At 36.9% G+C, this 22631-nt stretch carries 17 protein-coding genes and 1 pseudogene; 10 read left to right on the top strand and 8 right to left on the bottom strand.

Annotated features, from left to right (window positions below; all coding sequences use genetic code 11):
• Window positions 1-50: 50 nt before the first annotated feature.
• The 7 genes and pseudogenes from EG346_RS10540 to EG346_RS10510 all read left to right on the top strand — a co-directional run bounded on the left by EG346_RS10540 (window position 51) and on the right by EG346_RS10510 (window position 8774).
• Entirely contained in the window at window positions 51-1682 is a 1632-nt protein-coding gene (locus EG346_RS10540) for an LIC_10190 family membrane protein (protein WP_123878512.1), read from the top strand.
• Window positions 1683-1732: 50 nt separating this feature from the next.
• Window positions 1733-2803 (top strand): chorismate synthase, encoded by a 1071-nt coding sequence (gene aroC / locus EG346_RS10535; protein WP_123878511.1) that lies wholly within the window; start codon window positions 1733-1735, stop codon window positions 2801-2803.
• Between the two features lie 17 nt (window positions 2804-2820).
• Window positions 2821-3384, top strand: a complete 564-nt coding sequence (locus EG346_RS10530; protein WP_073334381.1) for a thioredoxin family protein — start codon at window positions 2821-2823, stop codon at window positions 3382-3384.
• Between the two features lie 45 nt (window positions 3385-3429).
• Window positions 3430-3969, top strand: a complete 540-nt coding sequence (locus EG346_RS10525) for a TlpA family protein disulfide reductase (protein WP_073334380.1) — start codon at window positions 3430-3432, stop codon at window positions 3967-3969.
• An 84-nt stretch (window positions 3970-4053) separates the two neighbouring features.
• Window positions 4054-4395: a YkvA family protein gene (locus tag EG346_RS10520; protein WP_073334454.1), complete on the top strand. Its 342-nt coding sequence runs from the start codon at window positions 4054-4056 to the stop codon at window positions 4393-4395.
• A 123-nt stretch (window positions 4396-4518) separates the two neighbouring features.
• Window positions 4519-5897 (top strand): annotated as a pseudogene (gene pyrF, locus EG346_RS10515) (orotidine-5'-phosphate decarboxylase).
• 54 nt (window positions 5898-5951) lie between these two features.
• Window positions 5952-8774 carry an aminopeptidase gene (locus EG346_RS10510; RefSeq protein WP_228425790.1) on the top strand — a complete coding sequence of 941 codons (2823 nt, stop codon included), beginning with the start codon at window positions 5952-5954 and terminating at the stop codon, window positions 8772-8774.
• Between the two features lie 332 nt (window positions 8775-9106).
• Here the strand turns inward: EG346_RS10510 and EG346_RS10505 are convergent, their stop codons facing one another.
• Window positions 9107-9937 carry a lamin tail domain-containing protein gene (locus tag EG346_RS10505; RefSeq protein ID WP_123878508.1) on the bottom strand — a complete coding sequence of 277 codons (831 nt, stop codon included), beginning with the start codon at window positions 9935-9937 and terminating at the stop codon, window positions 9107-9109.
• Window positions 9938-10025: 88 nt separating this feature from the next.
• Entirely contained in the window at window positions 10026-10781 is a 756-nt protein-coding gene (locus EG346_RS10500) for a T9SS-dependent surface endonuclease, AS87_RS02955 family (protein ID WP_123878506.1), read from the bottom strand.
• Window positions 10782-10967: 186 nt separating this feature from the next.
• On the opposite strand from EG346_RS10500, the gene EG346_RS10495 reads away from it, so the two are divergent.
• Both EG346_RS10495 and dusB read left to right on the top strand, forming a co-directional pair.
• Entirely contained in the window at window positions 10968-14159 is a 3192-nt protein-coding gene (locus tag EG346_RS10495; protein WP_123878504.1) for a DUF8818 domain-containing protein, read from the top strand.
• Window positions 14160-14416: 257 nt separating this feature from the next.
• Window positions 14417-15412 (top strand): tRNA dihydrouridine synthase DusB, encoded by a 996-nt coding sequence (gene dusB, locus EG346_RS10490; protein WP_073334370.1) that lies wholly within the window; start codon window positions 14417-14419, stop codon window positions 15410-15412.
• A 36-nt stretch (window positions 15413-15448) separates the two neighbouring features.
• On the opposite strand, the gene deoC is transcribed toward dusB, so the two are convergent.
• The 5 genes from deoC to EG346_RS10465 all read right to left on the bottom strand — a co-directional run bounded on the left by deoC (window position 15449) and on the right by EG346_RS10465 (window position 19931).
• Window positions 15449-16195, bottom strand: a complete 747-nt coding sequence (gene deoC, locus EG346_RS10485) for a deoxyribose-phosphate aldolase (protein WP_123878502.1) — start codon at window positions 16193-16195, stop codon at window positions 15449-15451.
• A gap of 2 nt (window positions 16196-16197) precedes the next feature.
• Window positions 16198-16668, bottom strand: a complete 471-nt coding sequence (locus EG346_RS10480; RefSeq protein ID WP_073334366.1) for an Lrp/AsnC ligand binding domain-containing protein — start codon at window positions 16666-16668, stop codon at window positions 16198-16200.
• A gap of 16 nt (window positions 16669-16684) precedes the next feature.
• The gene (locus EG346_RS10475; protein WP_123878500.1) at window positions 16685-17626 is read right to left on the bottom strand and encodes an endonuclease/exonuclease/phosphatase family protein; all 942 of its coding nucleotides are present in this window, start codon (window positions 17624-17626) and stop codon (window positions 16685-16687) included.
• Between the two features lie 374 nt (window positions 17627-18000).
• Window positions 18001-18672: a tRNA (guanosine(37)-N1)-methyltransferase TrmD gene (gene trmD, locus EG346_RS10470; RefSeq protein WP_073334362.1), complete on the bottom strand. Its 672-nt coding sequence runs from the start codon at window positions 18670-18672 to the stop codon at window positions 18001-18003.
• Entirely contained in the window at window positions 18669-19931 is a 1263-nt protein-coding gene (locus tag EG346_RS10465; RefSeq protein WP_123878498.1) for an NAD(P)/FAD-dependent oxidoreductase, read from the bottom strand. The genes trmD and EG346_RS10465 overlap by 4 nt, the downstream gene beginning before the upstream one ends.
• 65 nt (window positions 19932-19996) lie before the next feature.
• Here EG346_RS10465 and EG346_RS10460 point away from each other — a divergent pair, with 65 nt between their 5' ends.
• Window positions 19997-20860 (top strand): glycoside hydrolase family 25 protein, encoded by an 864-nt coding sequence (locus EG346_RS10460; RefSeq protein WP_123878496.1) that lies wholly within the window; start codon window positions 19997-19999, stop codon window positions 20858-20860.
• 98 nt (window positions 20861-20958) lie between these two features.
• Here EG346_RS10460 and EG346_RS10455 read toward each other — a convergent pair whose 3' ends face one another.
• The gene (locus EG346_RS10455) at window positions 20959-22605 is read right to left on the bottom strand and encodes an alpha/beta fold hydrolase (protein ID WP_123878494.1); all 1647 of its coding nucleotides are present in this window, start codon (window positions 22603-22605) and stop codon (window positions 20959-20961) included.
• Between the last annotated feature and the right edge of the window lie 26 nt (window positions 22606-22631).

The following is a 22631-nucleotide window of genomic DNA, read 5'->3' as shown; positions in this document are numbered from 1 at the left end:
ATTTCCATGATACTATTTAAAGATTGCTTATTTTTAAGCAATCTTTTTTTATGATGCTACTCTTTCTTTCTTCAGCAATCATGCTCTCAGTTCTCGCAGGCTGGGGAAAGATCTTAGAGAGTTTCTTAGGATCTTTATCGCAGGGAATTTCAGGGAATATTTTAAACGGAATAATTGGACTCAGCCTGATATGGACAGTTCTTGCGTTTTTTATTCCTATCAATATATATGTAGAGATTCCTTTTGTACTAGCAGGAGTTTTCCTCTTTTTCAAAAATAAACTGTATCTCGAATTTTATCACTTCTCTAAAAAAGATTCTTTTTTAATAGGCGGTATCTCAGTAGTCATTCTTTACAGCAGTTCTTTTTATCCTTATATATTAGATCATTTCGGATATTATGTTCCCAGTATCAAATGGCTTACGGAATATGGTCTGGTGAAAGGCATTGCCAATCTTGATCTTACATTGGGACAAATGTCGGTCTGGCATATTTTCCAGGCAGGGTTTTCAGGGTTTTCAGATCCCTTTTTAAGGATGAATGCCGTTCTGCTGATCATTTACACCATTTATATTTTTGAAAACAAAAGCTGGATTCAACTCTCATTTATTCCGGTATTTTTGCTTTTTTCACAATCGCCAAGCCCGGATTTGCCTGTCATTACTTTATCTTTGATTATTTTAAATGAGCTCATAACAGGTAATAAAAATATCAGGCTCCTTTTTGCCTATGCTGTTTTCATTTTTTCTATAAAGCCTACGATGATCTGGCTTCCACTATTGGTATTCCTATCTTCTGTATTGATCTTTAAACCTCATTATAAACATACCATCATCGGAATTCTCATCCTTTTATTATTCTTCATTAAAAATATATGGACATTTGGTTATCCGGTATTCCCAGTTGCTACAGGCGATTTCGGATTCAGCTGGAAACCTAATCCGGAGGTTTTAAAAATATCATCTCAATACGCTATTCAGAAAACGTATGATATGCAGTATCCCTATGAGGAAATCCAAAAATTTTCTCTTTATGACGCGGTCAGAAACTGGTTTACACTGGAAGGAATTAAATCGAAAATCAATATCCTATTTATTTTATGCCTGACTGTATTTTCGGTTTTTGCCTTTATTAAAAAGAAAAAGATCCTCACCTTGATCTGTATCTCTTTATTAATTAAAAGTATGCTGGTATTAGCTTTTTCGGCCCAATATCGATTTTTTATTGATGCGTTTTTTGTAATATTTTTTGTATTGTTTATTCATTTAAGCAAAAAAAAGGCACTGCTTTTTTTCTTATTATTAAGTTTACTGGTGCTGGGCATTTTAAGTTTCCCCAACTCCATCCGTCAATATATTCCGAGTTTCAGACCGGGAAATTTCATGACCGGCTTCAAAAAAGAACAATTGTATAAACCTTCCACCTATCATTACTATCAATTCGAAACCTTCCAAACAGGAAATTTAAAATTCAATATATCAAAAGATTACCCTTTTAATTTTGACACTCCGCTTCCTGCCATTTCTTCGGGCTACGTCATTGACTATATACATTCAGGGATTTTCCCGCAGTATATTGACAAAAAAAATATCAAAAAAGGATTTATCTGGAAACAGTTGACTCCAAAGGAAAAAAGAAAGATAAAGGACGTTATCCATACTATCAAAAACAGTGATCAATAGAACAAATGGAGAAACTTTATTATCTGAAGAAAAATAGGTAATTTTGTATTATGTTCAACACATTAGGTAATCTTCTCAGTCTTACAACATTTGGAGAAAGTCACGGCGTGGCTTATGGCGGTATCATTAATAATTTTCCGGCAGGTTTAACGGTAGATTTCGATAAAATTCAATATGAATTGGATCGTAGAAAACCGGGCCAGTCTGCGATTGTCACTCAAAGAAAAGAAAGCGACACGGTAAAGTTTCTTTCCGGAATCTTTGAGGGGAAAACCACAGGTACTCCAATCGGTTTTATTATAGAAAATGAAAATCAGAAGTCTAAGGATTATGATCACATTGCTGATTCATATCGTCCGAGTCATGCAGATTTCACTTATGACCAGAAATTTGGAATAAGAGATTATCGCGGGGGCGGAAAATCTTCTGCAAGGGAAACTATCAACTGGGTCGTTGCAGGGGCTTTAGCAAAACAGCTTTTGTCCGGTATCGAGATCAATGCTTACGTTTCTTCCGTAGGTGATATTTTCTGTGAAAAACCTTATCAGGCTCTTGACTTTTCAAAAACGGAAAGCAACGATGTACGTTGTCCGGATGCTGAAACTGCTGAAAAAATGATCGAAAGAATCAAAGAGATCAAAAAGGAAGGCAATACCATCGGCGGAACCGTTACCTGCGTCATTAAAAACGTTCCTGTTGGAATCGGAGAACCGATATTTTCCAAGCTTCAGGCTGAATTGGGTAAAGCAATGCTGAATATCAATGCCTGCAAAGGATTTGAATACGGAAGCGGTTTCTGCGGTGCTAAAATGACAGGAAAGGAGCACAACGATGCCTTTAATACAGATTTTACAACAAAGTCAAATCTTTCAGGAGGCATTCAGGGAGGTATTTCCAATGGAATGGATATTTATTTCCGTGCAGCATTCAAACCTGTAGCGACTATTCTAAGACCTCAGGACAGTGTGGACAAATATGGTCACCCGGTCATCGTTGAGGGAAAAGGACGTCACGATCCTTGTGTAGTGCCAAGAGCCGTTCCCGTTGTGGAAAGCTTAGCTGCATTTGTACTGGCTGACCTCTTTTTGATCAACAAAACAAGAAACATCAATAATTTTTAATATAAATATTTTTAGTAATGAAAAATTACTGGGATCAGGGAATTTCTTTTGAAGAATACCTCCGCATCGGAAAAGAAAGATTAGAAAATCCTTCCAACCAACAGGAAATCGAATATAAACAATACTACGAACTTGGACTTCAGAGAATGGACAGAACACTGAAAAAGTATGTCCCGGACGAAGAGCAGCTGAAAGAATTGGCTTCCAAAAATTTTGACGGAAAGATCCTGATTATTTCAGAAGCATGGTGTGGTGATGCAAGTGCTACAGTTCCTGCACTTGTCACATTTTTTGAAGGACACAATGAGGTGAAAATTTTCCTCAGAGACAGTGATAAAAGCTTAATCAGCCAATACCTGACCAACGGTACAGAGTCTATTCCTAAGGTAATTATCCTGGACAAAGATTTCCATGTGAAAAATTCCTGGGGCCCTCGCCCGAAGTACGGCCATGAATTATTAATGAAACATAAAGCAGACCCGGAGGCTTATCCTAAAGATAATTTTTATAACGATCTGCAACTGTATTACGCTAAAAACAGAGGAAAAGACGCCGTTGAGGAAATTTTAGAATTATTATAACGATCATTAATTTCCCTCGGTCAAAATAACAGTAAAGATTAACGCATGAAAAAGAATATCATTTATCTTGTCCTGATCATCATTATCGGGGTGATCGCTTTTGTACCAGGAGTAAAAGAATCCCTGAAAGACCAGTTCTTTCCAATTGCTACCATTGAAAATGCGGTCCATGTAAGTGAAGAAGATTATGACATTGAGCTAAAAGGAATCAATGCACCCAATACCAATCTTAAAGCTTTTAAGAATAAACCTGTTTTCCTTAATTTCTGGGGAACATGGTGTCCGCCTTGCAGAAAAGAATGGCCTACCATTCAGAAATTATATGATTCAAGAAAAGGAAATGTAGATTTTATTCTGATCGCCATGAATGATCAGGAAGATGCGGTAAGAAAATTTTTAAAGGAAAATAATTATACAGTTCCTGTATATTTTGCACAAAGTCCTATTTCTGAAAAAATTCTTCCCAAAGTATTCCCTACCACTTTTCTGATTGATCAGCATGGAAGAATCATCATTAAGGAGGATGCCTACAGAGATTGGAACACAGAGACTGTGCATCAGTTCATTGACAATATCATCAAGTAATTTTTTTTAACTAAATTTTATAGTTTATTGGTATAAAATTTGCGAAATTTACTGTGTTGAAAAATGATCAAAACTAAACACAAAATGAAATATTCAAAATTAAATCTTGCAAAAGAGGCCATCAGCCACAAAGGATTCGTAAAAAAAATTCCTGATATCTTCAGAATGGTTAAATTGTGGAGAAGAGGAGAATATCCAATGAGATCCATCGATATTATCCTTCCACTTCTAGGAATTCTTTATGTGATCTCTCCCATTGACCTGCTTCCGGAATTTGCGGTCCCTGTTTTAGGGGTGATGGATGACCTTGCAGTATTGTCGCTGACGATTCCTAAGCTTATTAAAGAGGTAGATAAATTTTTACTCTGGGAAGCAGAACAAAGGCTGAGTGGAACCAAAATCATTGATGCAGAAATTGTAAAATAATACTTTACAGAAATATTTTAAACCATCCTGAAACATTTCGGGATGGTTTTTTGTTGACAAATGGTTGATAAATTTTTAAGCCTTATTTCAAATCCTTAAATTTGCAGTATCTAATAAAAAATAATGGAAAGTAAAAAAGAATTTTTCTTAGAGTGCTACAAGCTGGGCATCATCAAATTTGGAAGGTTTACCTTAAAAAGTGGTATCGAAAGCCCATTCTATGTTGACCTGAGACCTTTGGCTTCAGATCCCAAAATTTTAAAAAATCTGGCTAATTATTTACTGGAAATGCTTCCATTGGATAATTTCGATTTAATTTGTGGGGTACCTTATGCAGCGCTTCCGATGGCTACTGCAATGTCTTTGGAAAGTTATATTCCATTAATTATTAAAAGAAAAGAAGCAAAAAGCTACGGAACGAAAAAACTGATCGAAGGAATTTATCAGAAAGGACAGAACTGTCTTTTGGTAGAAGATGTGATTACTTCCGGAAAATCTCTGGTAGAAACTATTGCAGAGGTTGAGCAGGAAGATCTGAAAGTAGCGGATATCGTTGTGGTTCTTGACAGAGAACAGGGCGGAAAACAACTGCTTGAAAGCAAAGGATACAGAGTACACACACTTTTCAATATTTCAGAAGTATGTACGATTCTTCAGGAAACCGGAGAGCTGTCTGACGAAGAAGTAAAAAGAATCAGGATTTTCTGAAAGTAAATCATATTCAGTTTGAAGAAAAGACAAGAAGTTCTTACGAACAAAAACTTCAGCAAACCCAGCACTCAGTTTCAAAAAAATTACTGGAAACTGCACTGGCAAAAAAATCTAACCTGATTGCCTCTGCAGATGTTACGACCACACAGGAACTGCTTGCTCTTGCTGACAAAGTAGGTCCTCATGTGATTGCCTTGAAAACGCATATTGATATCATTTCAGATTTTGACTACGAAAAAACAATTGTTCCCTTAAAAGCATTGGCTGAAAAGCACCAGTTTCTCCTGATGGAAGACAGAAAGTTTGCTGATATTGGAAATACCCAGGAACTGCAGTTTACCAGCGGTGTATTTAAAATTACCGATTGGGCAGATTTCGTAACGTCACAGGTAATCGGAGGATTCGAATCTTTAGATTGCTTTAAAAATGTTGGGGTAGTTGCTATTGTTGGAATGTCTTCAAAAGGAGCACTGACTACATCCAGCTATCGTGAAGAAGCTTTAAAAGTAGCATTATCACATCCTAATGTAATCGGAGGGGTATCTCAGAACCAGATTCCTGAAGATCTTCTGCTATTCACACCAGGTGTTAATCTTGCAGATTCAGGAGATGGGAAAGGACAGCAGTATAATACTCCTGAGCACGTTTTCAAAATGCTTCACACCGATTTCATTATTGTAGGAAGAGGAATTTATAAATCTGAAGATCCGGAAACGGCTGCCGTTACCTATAAAAATGAAGGCTGGAATGCATATGTTAATTCTTTGCAAAAAAACACAGTTCAGGGCTAAAATCCTGCTGAATATATTCAAAATAAGTTTATATTTGGGCTTTATCACAGGATATTGAAAAAGATCACCACTTGCCTTGTTTTGTTTTGGGGAATTGTACAGGTTTCCGGGCAGAAGGACAGCATATATATTGAAGCTAAATTATCTGCCGACAGAAAAACACTGGAGGTGAATCAGGAAATTGTGTATTACAATCATTCCGATAAAGACCTGCATTCGGTGAAGTTTCTCAATTGGGTTTCTGCTTATAATAAAAAAGGGACCTCCCTGGTCTACAGAAAACTTGAAGACAGAAGTACTGATTTGCATTTTGCCAAACCGGAGCAGCTTGGTAAGCTTCTTGATTTACAGGTTCAAAATTCGGCCCAGCAGTTGGTACCAGTGAGTTCAATTTCAGATGAGAATCTTTTTCTTCCTCTGGCAGAGGCCTTAAAGCCAGGTGAAAGCATTACATTACAGCTTCATTACAGCATGCGCCTACCCGACAAGAGATTTACGGGATATGGTACATCTGATACCATGACAGCATTAAAATATTTCTTTATTGTTCCGGATCATTTTGATCCGGACAATATTTCCAAAAGGAACTATCACGACATTGAAGAATCTGTAAGTTTCAACACATTCTGGACCATCAATTTTGATCTTCCACCCAACAGTTTTATCGAAGGTAATCTCCCACAAACGCAAATGAATTCATTTAAGGGTTACCTTGATTCTGATCCTGAGTTTGTCATCGCACAGAATGGGCTTCCTTCCATAAAAGTCAATGTAGATGGCGAAGATACTGAGATCAAATTCGGATACAATCTGAAACCGGAAGAAAAGCAGAATCTTGAATTCTATCTTCCTTTGCATTTAAAATTCATTAAAGAAAAGATAGGTTTCGTTCCAAAAAACCTCTTTATTTCAGAGAAGTTCAGGTCTTCGGAAGATTTTTTCGGAAACAATGATATTACCTTCTGGAAGTTCAGATTTCAGTTATTCACTGACGCTGAAAAAACGGATCTTGATTATTTCGGAATCATTACTAAAAAAATTCTTGACGAAAGCGTCATAGCAGATAAACAAAGCAATCACTGGTTTAAGAACGGTTTAAAATCGTACATGGAAATCCAGTATATCCAAAAATTCTATAAAGAGACCAAATTATTGGGTACTCTGCCCGAAACTAAGATTTTTGGAGTCAAACCTTTGAAGTTATTCCATGCCTCCAAAGTCAAACTTATCGACCGTTATGGACTTTCTTATCAATACATCATGTCCCAGAATCTGGATCAGAAAATCGGTGAAAAATTTACGGTTTTAAGCAACTTCAACGATATGGCTGTCAGCAGTTTTGAAACCGGAAGTCTTTTCAATTATACGGCAGAGAAAATGGGGTATGACCGCTTCAACGAAATCGTAAAAAATTATATTTCTAAAAATACGGACCAAAAGATCGATCCGGAAGACTTTTTGAAAGAGCTTGCTGACAAAGACAAGACTTCAGGATACCTTTCAGATTTTTTAAAACGAAAAAACAGAGTTAACTTCAGGCTGAAGAATATCAAAAGAGATGCAGACTCTTTAACAATCAGAATTGGTAAGAATGCAGATACTCTCATACCTGTCCGACTTGAAACCCAAACAAGCGAAGGTGAAAAAAAATCGTACTGGGTAGAAACTGAAGAGCATGAAAAAATAACCAATTTCGTTCTTCCTGCTTCTGAAGATATTCACAAAGTCACGCTCAACAGTGATTATATTTTTCCGGAATCTAAATACCGCGATAATTTTTTATACGCGAAAGGTCTGTTTTCGAATGCAAAAAAAATAAAATTTAAACTGATAAAGGACATTCCCAACCCGGAATACAACGAAATATACATCAGTCCAAGGGTACGATTCAACAATACTTACGATAAATTCCTACTGGGCGTGAATTTAAAGAATCAATCTTTCTTTGACCAGAAATTTCTGTATTCATTTACCCCCACTTACAGTACCGGAACAGGAAAACTGACAGGGTCAGGAGCGATCTCCTACTCTTTTCTTCCGGCAGAAAGTATTTTCAGAAGTATTACTTTTGGGGTATCGGGCTCATATTTCCATTATGACTATGGACTGGCCTATAGGAAAGGTTCTATATTTTCCAATATTAATTTCAGAAAAAATCCACGGAGTACGGTGAGCAGAAGTCTTGGATTCTCCTATAATTATTTAGAGAGAGATTTGAGTCCGAAAATGGTTGCCAACAGAGATTATGGCAAATACAACTTATGGACTGCAGGATACGGATACAGTGACAGTCAGATGATCCATGAAAAAAGCTTAAGTTTAAGCACACAAGGCATGGAGGATTTCAACAAAATAACTGCTGAAGGATTTTACAGATGGGAGTTCGCTCCTAAACAAAAATTAAGCCTTAGACTGTTCGCCGGTTATTTTGTAAGAAATGACACGCGAAATAATATGTTTAATTACGGAATTTCAAGAGTGTCCAATTATTCTTTCTCCTATAATCTTTTGGGTGAAAGTGCCAACAGCGGTCTTTTATCCCAACAGTTTATCCTGGCTGACGGAGGTTTCAAATCTTTTATTCCGGGATCTGTTAATCAGTGGATTACTTCTTTTAATGTAGACTCAAGTGTCTGGAAGATATTTCATGTTTATGCTGATGCAGGGATATATAAAAACAAAAACCGTCCTGCTGAGTTTATCTGGGATAGCGGTATCAAAGTAAGACTGATTCCTGATTTCCTTGAAATTTATTTTCCTATACAGTCATCCTTAGGTTTTGAACCTTCTTTTAAGGATTATGCAAAACGCATCAGATATACTTTAGTTCTCAACCTAGGTGCAGTCATTAATGCTGCGAGAAGAGGATGGTATTAACTAAAAAGAAGCAACTGTAAAAAATACAGCTGCTCTTTTTAACATGTTATATTGAAAACTAACTTTAAAATTTTATTAGAGATCGATTTCAAAACTTTTATTCAAAACAATTGCTGAATAAATAACCAATCTCTATTCAATAGATATCAAAAAGGATACCACAAAAATAGATAATCAAAGAATATCTCTAAAAACAGAACATACTTCATTTAATTCAAATTATTGAGCCGGATATGCCAGCCAAATCAGCGGTTAAGCAGATGATATCATAAAAAGCTCCGGCCATTTCGTAGAAATGGCCGGAGCATATATTATTTAAAAGAAACTAAAGATTAGTCTTTCAAAATCTTCTGAGATACAGGCTCGTTGTTTACAGTTCCTGTTACGATGTAATTTCCTTTTGCCAATTCAGCAACGTTCACAGTTCCGTTTTGTTTTACAGAAGCAGACTTCACTACCTGTCCGAACATGTTGTACACTTTCACATCTTTCACATCAGCACCAAAAGTGATTTCGTCGCTTTTCACGAAAGTATTTTTTACAAAGTTTCCAGCTTTTACATTTTTAACATCTGAAACAGCTAGTGATCCTGTAGTTGAATTCTTAGGAGTAGGAGCACCTGCAACAAAATCTGTAGCATTGTTGTTAGTATCACCAGCTACTCTTGCTATAGAATTTGTATTTGATGGAGCAGGAGCTGGTCCTGTACCTTCAAAGCTGGTAGTTGTAGTTCCATATCCTACATAATCTATAACGTTCGCAGATGTAGAAGATGTTGGTGCAGTACCATCAGATGTCAATGCAATTTTACCTGCACTTCCTGATAAGTTTATTGTTGCTGATGCATCTGGTGTTGGTAAAGTAGCCCCGTTTGCTCCAGATGAAATTTCCTGAATTAAATAAGTCTGTCCCGGCGCCAAAGTAAAAGTAGGAAGAGCGTGATTGCTAGTTCCTCCATTAAAAGTTCCGATAGCTGAAGCATATTGTAAATAAGCTCCAGTTAAAGTAATTGAAGTTGTACCAATATTTTTCAATTCAACAAAGTCATTTTTATAAGAAGCACCAGAATTCCCTCCGCCTCCATATACCTCATTGATCACAATCTGAGCATTCATAAATGCCGTTGCGGAAATTAATCCTAAAACAGTAAAGATTTTTTTCATTATAAAAAGTTTTAAATTTATGTGGTAAAAGTACAAAAAAACCGTCATTATTTTAAAATGACGGTATATAATTAACAATTAATTAAAATTAGCTTTTTAAAATCTTCTCAGAAACCGCATTACCATTAACATTTCCTGTTACAATATAAATCCCTTTCTGAAGATCTATTACATTTAATACTCCATTTTCCGTCACAGAAGCAGATTTAATTAATTTTCCATTAAGATCAAAGATTTTGATATCAGATTTTGCTCCGAAATAGATCTCATGATCTACTGAAGTATTTTTAATCAACTTTATTGAAGATGCTTTAATATCATTTACAGCAAGAGCACCTTGCACTGCCAATTTAATATCGTCGATAAAAAATCTCTTTCCTCCTGCTGCTGAAGCAAATCTAAGTTTTGTTGTAGAGGTACCTCCAATAATATTAACGGTATAAGTAGAAAATGCAGAGTTGGTCAAGGTAAAACTGTTGGAACCATTGATACTTCCTCCACCAGAAATCGTCACCGTTAATGAGGTATTGTCAGTGCCGAATCCTGCAGCTCTGAATGTAAGAATGGCATTACCGGCAAGACCTGTTAATGCAGGTGTAGTTACTGAACCTGCTGTACTGCCAGAACCAGCTTTAATACATTGTGACGCTCCTCCTGCACCTGCAAATACCCAACCTGCTGTTGTATAGGTACTGAGAGACTTTGTCCCGACGTTTCCAGTCCAAGAATCATCATTTCCCCCTGTTCCATCCAAATCATCAAACGTTGCATTGAAAACAGTAGTTTGAGCTAATGTTGCAACAGCAAATACAACTGTAGCAACTAACGAATAAAATTTTTTCATAACTGTAAAATTTAATTATTAATAATTTACACCGCAAAATTACCGGTATTTTTCAGGGGTTTACAATAATTAGATTAATTTTCTGTTAATAATGCTAAACCCATTTCCATTAACATTTTTTAGCTATTTTTACGAATTATTTTGAAACGCTTGCGCAATTTTTTTCTTCTGATCGGTTTGTTTTTCATGGGCATATTTTCGGCTCATGCACAAATATTTTCGTGGAAAAATCCAAACATCCCACAAGACAGTATTAAAAAAGACAGCATCCTCGCAGCACGCTTTGAACAGGACCTTTTTGCAAAAGACACATTGGATTTTGTAAGGACCAACAACAAAATAATCGTAGATGAAGCCGTACTTGTCAAAAACGACAAGAAAAGATTTTTGGGTGAACTGAACTCTAAAGGTTCCATTATTAGAGGAATCACTTTCGGTAATAATCAAGGCCAATCTGTACAGAGTTCAATGGACCTTCAGATTTCCGGACGACTTTCGAAGGATGTCACTATTTTGGCGAGTATTTCAGATCATAACCTTCCTATTCAGGCGGACGGATACACGCAAACCCTGGAAGAATTTGACAAGATCTATATGCAGCTTAATATTAAGGATAAATCGATCCTCAGAGCTGGTCACCTTGACTTGGTAGAGTCCAAAAACTATTTCGCCAAATTTCAGAGACGGAGTATGGGTCTTGAATTTCAGACTGAATTTGGAAAGGATAATAAGACTTTTGTCGATGTTTCTATGGGGGTCGCACGAAGTGAATTCCACAGGGTACGTTTTCAGGGAGTGGAAGGTAATCAGGGACCTTACCGTCTGACAGGTAAAAATGGTGAACAGTTTATCACCCTTATTTCAGGTTCTGAGCAGGTTTTTATTGACGGTATTCTAATGAAGCGTGGAGAAAACCAGGATTACATTATTAATTATAATACAGGAGAGGTCACCTTTACCAGTTTCCGACCGATTTTCCAGCAGAATTTCATTACAATCTCTTATAACTATACAAACAGGAATTACTCCCGATATTTATTTACCGGAAAGCTTGAACATCAAAGGGAAAAGTTTAAAGTAGGCTTAAACTGGTTCATGGAAAATGACAATAAAAATGCTCCTCTTTCTTTAAATCTTTCTAAAGAAGATGAACAGATTTTAGCAGAAGCAGGAAATGACCCGAATCTCATGTATGCCCCATCAGGTGTGGTTACAGCATATGATGTCAACAAAATCCTGTATCGGTTAAACCCCGCCGGCAATTTCTACGAATTCTCTACCGATCAGAATGAAACATTATATCAGGTTTCCTTCACGTATTTCGGTATTAATCAGGGAGATTATAAAATTACCCAGACGACTAACAACGGCCGTGTATTTGAGTATGTAGGGAATAATATGGGAGATTATAAAGCCGTAAGAAAACTCCCTTCACCTCAGAAATCACAGGTGTATTCAGTGAATTCCGAATATCTTTTAAAGGAAGGAAAAATAGGCGCTGATTTCTCCCTGAGCAATTACGATCTGAACCTATTTTCATCAAAAGATGCAGCTCAAAATATAGGATATGCATGGCGTGTTTTTGGAAATAAAACGTTCACAAAAAGCAGGTGGAAAGGTACTCCAAGTTTTGAATATCAGTACATAGACAAGCAATTTCATATTCTGGACCGTATCAACGATGTAGAATTCTCAAGAGACTTTAACCTGGTACAGGAATTCAGCCAGAGAACCCAAAACAGATTTACATTCAGCTTTCTGAATAAATGGAATAATAAATCAAATCTAAATTACAGAATCAATTACCTGGATGAACAGGACACCTACAAAGGAATAAAAAATGACCTCGACTTTGGATGGATCACAGGAAAGTTTTTTACCAAAGGGAATTTATCTTATCTTAATACCGATGCGACCCTTCAGGATACGAAATTTATCAGAGGAGGGGTTTCTACAGAGTTTACAGGCAAAAAAGGCAGCTGGGCTCTGGGGGGAAGTATGGAACATAATGAGAAGAAGTACAATGATACCCAACTCATGGATGTCACCAGTTTCAGCTGGAAAGAGATCTTTGTACAGAAAAAAATCGGCGATAGTACGCGTACAAAATTGCTTGCTAAAGTCTATATGAGAGATAATGATTCTGTAAGAAACAACAGACTGGAAAATATGAATAATATTCTGGGGATTATGGCTGAAAGTCAGATTATTAAAACTGATAAAACGACTTTAAATGCTTTAATACATTACAGAAAATTTTTCTATCAAAATAATGAAGCCGATATGACTCGAAATAATGATTTCGTAGTTGGAAATATACTTTACAATCAGCAGTTATTCAGAAACGGAATGCGTTTGCAGGCATTTTATGAACTTGGAAACGGACAGGAAGCGCAAAGAGAATTCCAGTACCTTAAAGTAACGGATGGACAAGGGGTTTACAAGTGGACCGATTATAACGGAGACGGCATCCAGCAGCTCGACGAATTCGAAATTGCAGAATACTCTGATCTGGCACAGTACATCAGAATCTACACCAATTCTGTACGGTATATCCCTTCAAATAAAAATAAAATACAGCTGGCATTGTTTGTCAACCCAGCGATTATTTTCAATTCAGAAAATGGATTTTTAAAGCGCTGGAATTTTAATGTTTCATTAAATTCACAAAACTCATTCTATAAAAAGGACAAGGTTTTAGTATTGAACCCGTTTGAAAAGAACAGCGATCAGATCCTCAAAAATCAGAACATATTAGCTTCCGTACAGTTTAACCCCACTGAAAAATCCGGATGGAATGGTAACTACCGTTTTATTTCCAACGATAACCTTATCAATGCCAATTTCAGTAACGAAGAAAGGCAGCAGACTTCTCATTTCATCAATGTTGGATACTGGTTTAATAAAGAATTCAGGGTAGACTGGGAGAATTCTGTCCATGAGCTTAAAAACTCATCCCAGCTATTTGCTACAAGAGATTACCTTCTTCATAATATTGAAACCAAACCGAAAGCGACTTATAAATTTACAGATGCCATCCAGACTGAACTCTCCTCTGCCTACCGTCAGAAAAAAAGAATGGACGGTGAAGAATTATTAAAAGCTTTTGACATCACAGGAACGATTCAGTGGGAACGAAGAAAAACGTCGATCAGGGGAAACTTCTCTTTCATCAATAATAATTTTACAGGAAACAATTTCAGTATTGTAGGAAACCAGATGCTGGATGGTCTCAAGCCTGGAAAAAATCAGGTATGGAGTGTCTTCATCCAGCAGGCGATCAATTCTTTCCTTCAGCTCAACCTCAATTATGAGGGAAGAAATTCGGGAGACCGAACCATCCACATTGGAAGTATGCAGGTAAAGGCTAGTTTTTAAGCGCTTGAGTTACCAATTATTCAATCAAGCATCTAAAAAAGGGCTCTTATCTCGTGCCCATGTCTTTTATCATACATCTACAATCGATTGTTCTTCATTCATTTGCGTAATAAAATCCTATAAGGAAACAACTTTTAAAGTCTAAGATCTCATGTCTCAAATCTGAGATCAAAGCCTTTTCCCAAATAGACAGGGAACATTTACAACGATAGATATTATCATACTTCCGAATGTTTAGAATTTCGTAAATTTGCGCCATGGTAAAAATAGGCAATATAGAACTGCCGGAATTTCCGCTTTTGCTGGCTCCGATGGAAGATGTAAGTGATCCTCCGTTCAGACGTCTATGCAAGATGCATGGGGCTGATCTGATGTACTCAGAATTTATCTCTTCCGAGGGCTTGATCCGTGATGCAATGAAGAGCCGCAAGAAGCTGGATATTTTCGATTATGAGAGACCGGTCGGCATCCAGATTTTCGGTGGAGATGAGGAAGCAATGGCAATGTCTGCAAGAATTGTAGAAACTGTCAACCCGGATCTGGTAGACATTAATTTCGGATGCCCGGTGAAAAAAGTAGTGTGCAAAGGAGCAGGGGCAGGAGTTCTTAAGGATATTGACCTTATGGTACGTCTTACCAAAGCAGTGGTAACTTCTACTCATCTGCCTGTGACAGTGAAAACCCGTTTGGGATGGGACAGCAACAGCATCAATATTGATGAAGTGGCAGAGCGTTTACAGGAGACTGGAATTAAAGCTTTAACAATACACGCAAGAACCCGCGGACAAATGTACAAGGGAGAAGCAGACTGGGAACATATTTCAAGAATTAAGCAAAATCCGAATATAGAGATTCCAATTTTCGGAAACGGTGATATTGATTCTCCGGAAAAAGCGCTTGCCTACAAACAGAAATATGCTTGCGACGGAATTATGATCGGTCGTGCCGCCATTGGATATCCCTGGATTTTTAACGAGATCAAACATTTCTTTGAAACAGGTGAGCATCTTCCTGAACCTGGCATCTCAGACCGTCTTCTGGCTGTACGCCAACATGCGGAATGGAGCGCAGAGTGGAAAGGAGAAAAATTGGGACTTATTGAAATGAGACAGCACTACAGCAATTACTTCCGTGGTGTTCCTCATTTTAAAGAATTCAGAAAGAAATTCCTTGAGGTCTTTACCTTGGAGGAAATGGATGTGTTAATCAAAGAAACACAGAAGTTCTACGAAGAGTATCAGGCTCAGGCATAAATAAAAAAACCATCAAAATTTGATGGTTTTATTTTTTTAATATCCCTCTGATGAGGATTCGTTTTTAATTAGTGCCAGTGCGGAGGAAGTTCCGATTCTCTTAACTCCCATGCTGATCATTTTTTCAGCATCTTCAGGAGTTCTTACCCCTCCGGCTGCTTTTACAGGAAGCTTGCCTGCATGATCCAGCATAATTTTTATGCCTTCAAACGTAGCTCCATTGGGCTTTCCTCCTTCAGTTTGGTAAAAACCTGTAGAAGATTTCACAAAAATTTTTGGAAACTCACTTTCTGAGAAATTTTCTTCTGCCCAGGTTGAAATATGTTTGGTGATACCAGCGATCTGATCATCTGTCAGTGCCGCTATTTCAATAATCCACTTCACTACTTTCTGATGCTTGAGGCCCAGCTGAGTACCTTTTACAAACTCTTCTTTTACCAGTTCCAGATCTCCTCTTAGATAGGCAGTGTAATTAATAACAAAATCCAGTTCATCGGCTCCGTCTTCAATTGCTTTTGAAGCTTCCGCAAGCTTTTCGTCAATAGAATAGGTTCCTTCATGAAAACCTATTACGGTTCCTACCGCAACATTTGAACCTTTTTCCTGAATATACTTTTTGATATCCGCTACATAATCCGGACGGATCATTACGGCAAAGATGCTATGATCTATAGCTTCCTGTGCCAGTTCTTTATCTAATTGTAATGTTTCTTCGTTTGAAATACCGGACTGTGCGGGCGTTTTCAAATAGGTTGAATCCAAATATTGGGCAATGTTCATAATCGTTATACTTTCAGTTGTCTGTAAATACCTTGTTCCAAAGATATGAAAGTTTCTGTTCTTGTCACGCCTTTAAGCTTCTGAAGTTTGCTAAGAATCTGCATCAGATGGTCATTATCTTTGCAAAGAACTTTCAGGAATATGGTATAATTTCCTGTTGTGTAATGGGCTTCTACTACCTCATTCACGTCCTGAAGAGATTTTACAACATCCGGATAATGACTGGGCTGGTCTAAAAACATACCGATATACGAGATCACCTTATACCCTATTTTTTTAGGGTTAAGAAATGAAATAGAGTTTTCAATAACTCCCGCATGTTCGAGTTTTTTGATCCGTTGATGTACTGCTGTTGTGGAAATTCCGACATTTTTTGAAATGTGGGCTAACGATGTCTTAGCGTTATCCATGAGCATGTAAATGATCTCTTTGTCAATCGAGTCTAAATGATAACTTGTGTTGCTTGAATTCTTCATTTTCTACTTTTAATATTTATGTTTTTGTTTCCTCAAATTTTACAAAAACCGGAAAGTGATCGCTGTATCCGCCCAAATACCGTGTACCGGCATAGGTTCGGAAGGGTCGGCCTTCAAAATTTTTTACTCGGCTGCTTAATTTTTCAGAATTAAAAATATGGGCATTCTGAAACTTCAAAATATCGTTATCAAAAAGAGATTTTGACAAGATAATCTGATCATAAAGCAAACCTGACTTATAATGAAAAGTAGAATAATTTCTTGTATAGAACAACTCTTGAAAAGGATTTATCAATACCTTCTCATGATCGTTGTCGTATAGAATTTTTACTAAATTTCCATCATCCGGGTTTTCGTTAAAATCACCGCACAATATTACATGTTCCTTTTCTTCACGCACGATTTTCAAGATCCGTGAACGGATCTCATTAAGGATAAAGTCTCTTTTGGGCTTATTAACGTCTTTTTCTCGCTTAGAGGGAAGATGGGCGACAAAAACATTAATAACAGTTCCTTTATATTTAATTTTAGAAAATAGTACGTCTCGGGTTGTGTCGTAATTTTCTGTGTTTTTTTTATTTATAATTTCAAAGAAGAAAGTGATCGTTTCCGAATCTATAATTTCTACTTTGGTTTTATCATATAGCAGGGCTACATCTACCTTTCTCTCGTCCATGGAATTGTAATGCACAATTCCATATTCTGAATTAAAAGGCTCCATTTCCACCAGATCTTCCAAAACTTTCCTTCCGGAAACTTCGGACAGCCCAATTAAAAACGGAAGAACTTCATTTTCCTCCTTCATCAATTGAAAAACGTGTGAAATTTTAAAAAGCTTATTTCTGTATCTTTTTTCATCCCAGTTTCTCAATCCCGATCGGGTTGGATCTAATCTGTGGACAGGTTTTGGATCAGGTAAAAATAAGTTTTCGACATTGTAAAAAGAGAACATCTCCATCTGCACAAATTGCTATCTTAAATTATCACTTTCTTTTTCCGTTGTAAATTTATTGTTTTTTTTCAAATTTCGTTAATTTATTTACAATATTTTTAGATTAAACTTATACAATAAATACAACTTATTGACTAAAAAACATCAACAAGAAAGCTTTTATCTGACTAAATTATTAAGTATTTGAAATTATTTCTCCATTAGATAGAATTAAAACAATCCATAATTTTCAAATTAACATGAATAAATTCATGTTTGAGATCGCAAAATAATTAATAATTTCAGCCCGATTTATTTTTCTATCAATTCTTATTCCGTTTTAATTTCAATATCCTCAGAATGTGAAAAAAAATTCATGATAACAGGTTTCCCTGTTATTTTTATAGCAAATCCGGACGCTTTTCCTGTGTAATCCTTACTGCTTCATCATGACGCCATTCTTCAATCTGGGCAAAGTTACCGCTCAGCAAAACCTTCGGTACTTCTAAACCTTTATACACTTCGGGTCTTGTATAGATGGGTGGCGAAAGAAGATCATCCTGAAAGCTATCGGTAAGGGCACTCTGCTCATCATTTAATACTCCGGGGATCAGTCTTATAATAGAATCTGCCAGAACGCACGCTGCCAGTTCACCCCCGGTAAGGACATAATCACCGATTGAAATTTCTTTGGTAATATGAAGATCCCGAAGTCTCTGATCAATACCTTTATAATGACCACAAAGAAAAATCAGATTGTTTTTTATGGAAAGGGTGTTGGCTATTTTTTGGTTTAAAGTAACCCCATCGGGTGTCAGATAAATTACTTCGTCATAGGCTCTCTGGGCTTTAAGTTCCGAAATGCATTTATCGATCGGTTCTATCATCATCACCATTCCTGCTCCGCCTCCATAAGGCTCATCATCGATCTGTCTGTGCTTATTAATCGCCCAGTCTCTCAGATGATGAAAATGTACCTCTACCAAACCTTTATCCATTGCTCTTCTTAAAATAGAAGTCTGAAACGGACTTTCCATCAATTCAGGAAGTACGCTTATTATGTCAATTCTCATTGTAATGTTCCGTTTTTCTTATTCGGTGAAATAATTAATCTTAAAGAAGAATCTTTGTTGAAATAGCTCCACATCCAGTTGAAAAAGACGGCAAGCTTATTTCTTACACTCAGGATGAGCATCAGGTGAAGGAACATCCAGAAATACCATGCCAGGAATCCTTGAAACTTGATAAACGGAAGATCTACCACAGCTCTGTGCTTTCCAATAGTTGCCAGTGAACCCTGATCCTTATACTCGTATTCTGTCCATTCACTTTCATTCTTCTTCAGAAAATTTTTACCTAAATTTTTTGCTTGATTAATGGCTACGTTGGCTACCTGCGGATGTCCCTGAGGATATTTCGGAGTTTCCATATAGGCAATATCTCCAACCGCATAAATATTATCGTACCCCTTTATTTTATTAAATCTGTCTACTATATATCTGTTTCTGATCAGCTTATCTTCCGGAAAACCGCCTACGACATTGCCTGTAACTCCGGCAGCCCAGATCACATTGTTGGAAGGGATTTCTTTCCCGCTCTTCATGTATACTTTATTGCCGTCATATTCCGTAACGACCTCACCGCTTAAGAAAGTTACTCCAAGATCTTTAAGATATTTTTCAGACTTCTCCTGTGCTTCACTGCTCATTACGGCCAATGGTTTTTCAGTGGAACTGACTAAAATAATCTTAAGGTGATCGAAATTCATGTATGGATAATCCCGCGGAAGAATCTCTTTTTTCATTTCAGCAAAGGCACCTGCGAGCTCTACCCCGGTTGGTCCGCTTCCTACAATAAGGATGTTCCAGTTACCGTCGTCGCTTCTGCTTTTCTCCAGAATCAGCTTTTCAAAGGTCATCAGCACATGGTTTCTGATGCCTATCGCTTCCTGGGTATTTTTCATCCCGAAAGCTCTGGATTCCATATCTTTGTTGCCAAAGAAATTGGTTTTACATCCGGTTGCTATAATGAGCTTATCATAGGTAAACTCTGCTTCATCTGTGATGACTTTATTATGGACAGGATCAATTTCTTTTACTTCCGTAAGACGAAACTGTGTATTTCGTGACTGCTGAAAAATCTTTCTGAAAGGGAAGGAAATATTGGAAGGTTCTATCCTTCCGCAGGCCACCTGATAAAAAAGCGGCTGAAACATATGATGATTCACCCGGTCCAGAACGATTACTTTTTTATTCTTGTTATTTAATGTTTTTGCAAGCTGCAGCCCCGCAAATCCTCCTCCTATAATGATGATTTTTTCGCGTGTTTCCATAATACACAAATTTACTGATTTTATTTAGCATTTAGTAGTGAAAAAAGTTAGTTTTGCAAAACTTTATGACACCCAGAAAGTACACCAAAAAAACTGCCAAAAAAGTACACGAGAACCGTCGGAAGAATTATTTTTTCCGAAGAAAAGTAATATTGGCCATTTTAATAATCGCTTTAATTGGGACCGGATTCTACCTGAAGCAGTCTGTCAGCTATTATTACGCATTGTACTTTAATAAATTCAATCATAAAAAACTTCACAACAGCGAAACAGAAACTTTAAGAATACAGAAAATTCTCAGCGCTAATCTTGACAAGACCTACGGTTTTGATGTTTCCCATTACCAAAACAAGGAAGATATCAAATGGGACAGTTTAAGTATTGGAAATAAAACCATTCCCCTGGAATTTGTCGTAATGCGAGCCACGATGGGAAACCGAAATGCAGACAAACATTTTGATGAATTCTGGGAAAAAGCTCACCAACATAACCTTATCCGCGGAGCCTATCATTTTTACAGAGCCGATGAAGATCCTGTCATCCAGGCTAATAATTTTTTAGAGAATGTAAAACTGGAAAGCGGAGATCTTCCGCCTATTTTAGACATCGAAAAAATTCCAAAACGAAAAACGAATAAAAAACTGATTGAAGATCTGAAAATATGGTGTAAAATCGTAGAGGAAACTTACGGTGAAAAGCCCATTATCTATACCTATTATCATTATTATAAAGATTTCCTGAAAGGGGAATTCGATGATTATCCGCTATGGCTGGCTAACTATAATGATGTCCCCTCTCCCACTCCTGAAGGCCCCTGGGATTTCTGGCAGTTTACGGAGAATGGTATCGTTCACGGCATTAACACCAAAGTAGATCTTGATATTTATAATGGTAGCTTATGGTCTTTGAAAAGGCTTACATTAGACTAAGTCAGGAAGAGGGAAGCTGCATGATAAATGGCTGATACAATTTATTCGCCTACGATATCTCCCGTTCTCTATCTTCCGTCTTCCAATCCAAACCCTGATCATTTACCCAGAAACTTCAGAATATCTGCATTCAATTCATCTGCATGTTCAAAAGGAATCATGTGGGTTGCATTTTTGTAAATTTTAAGTTCAGCATGAGGCATTTCTTTCGCCATCATCTCAGTGTGATCTTGTTTAATTACATCTTGATCTCCGGCAATGACTAAAACAGGGCTTTGTATTTTGTTGAGATCTTTTGTACTGATATGGGGCTCATTCAACATCATCTTCACCAATCTGCGTTCGTTGAATTTTTCAGGTTTGTTTTCCATATTGAGTACGAGAAGCTGGTTTTTCATATGAGAGGTCAGTCTTTCGTCAACGCCTGACGGAAAGGTATTGGCTCCGATAATAATTAATTTGTCAAGGTTTTCAGGATATTTTATGGCAAACTCGAGTCCTGTAATCCCGCCGTCGCTCCATCCGGCAATATTTATTTTCTTTAATCCCAGATGGTCTGCAAGAGCTTTTATATCTTGCGCAAACTGAGTATAGGTAAAATCTTTTTTAGATGTATCATTACTTTTACCCTGCCCCCTGGTATCTACCACAATGACTTTAAATTGTTTGGAAAGAACGGGAATCTGCTGGTAAAAGTCCTTTATACTTCCTGAATTGCCATGAAGGAGAAAAAGCGGTTCTCCTTCCCCATATATTTCGTAATAAAGTTTCGTATCCTTTACTTCAAGATAACCTCCTGAGGATTCGTTTTTTCCGTATACAGAGCTTTCTGATGCTATTTTATATTGAGAAATATCAGAAATCAACCCTTCAAGATCATCTCCTGAAGCAGACGCTTCATCTTTGGTATTTTTTCCACTTTTATCCACTTTTACATCTATATTAATAGCCGGGGCCGCTAAGGTTGTTTTTTTCCACTCTCCATAAAATCTTCTAAGAAATCCGGTTCTGAACAAGGCTGCACTGATAAAGATCCTTCCTTCAAATTCTTTCAGAAACTGAATTCCAATAAAAAATTTCCCCTGCACCCAAATATTTTGGTCGCTAACGTCCAGTGTAAAGGTTCCGTCTTTGATCATCTCCTTTGTGAGTGATACCGTGATTTCTTCATCCAGAATATTTTGATCAGGAAAACCATTTTTTTCCTTGTAAATACTATAGCGCATCAATACAGGTTTATCGGACGTATAACTTGCAATATTCAGATTGATATTTTTGATTTTGGATCTTCTGCTGGCATTAAATTCCAAAGCGGTTTCACCAATGAAATCATCTTTTTTCAACTGGGGATTAACAGAATACAGAACATGCTTTGTTTTTGTATTGACGCCCCAGTTTTTATCAACCAGCTTTTTTACTTTGATAGTAACCTCCTTTATATCTTTAGTTTTTTCTTTTAAAATTATCTGTTGGTGACCTTGTTTTTTTAAATTCTGTACCGTTTCAGCATAAGGTTCGTAACCGGGAACTTCTATTCTGAGTTTTTTTGAGGAATCAAGTCCGGACAGATCAATTGAAAAATTGCCTTTCTCATCAGAAACGGTTCCTGCATTTTCCTTTTCAATTCCGATTTTCACATAAGGAATCGGCTGATTTTCATTTTTGGAAATGACTGTTCCGGAAATTACCTGTGCATTTAAAGCATAAGCGGCTAAAAGAAAGAATAAAGTATTCAGTTTTTTCATGGGATAAGTTTGGTGCAAAATTCTTT

This window comes from Chryseobacterium carnipullorum, from assembly GCF_003815695.1.
In the GTDB taxonomy this organism is placed as follows: Bacteria; Bacteroidota; Bacteroidia; order Flavobacteriales; family Weeksellaceae; genus Chryseobacterium; species Chryseobacterium carnipullorum.
Note: the sequence above shows the minus strand (reverse complement) of the source record. Positions and strands in the feature narration are given on the sequence as shown.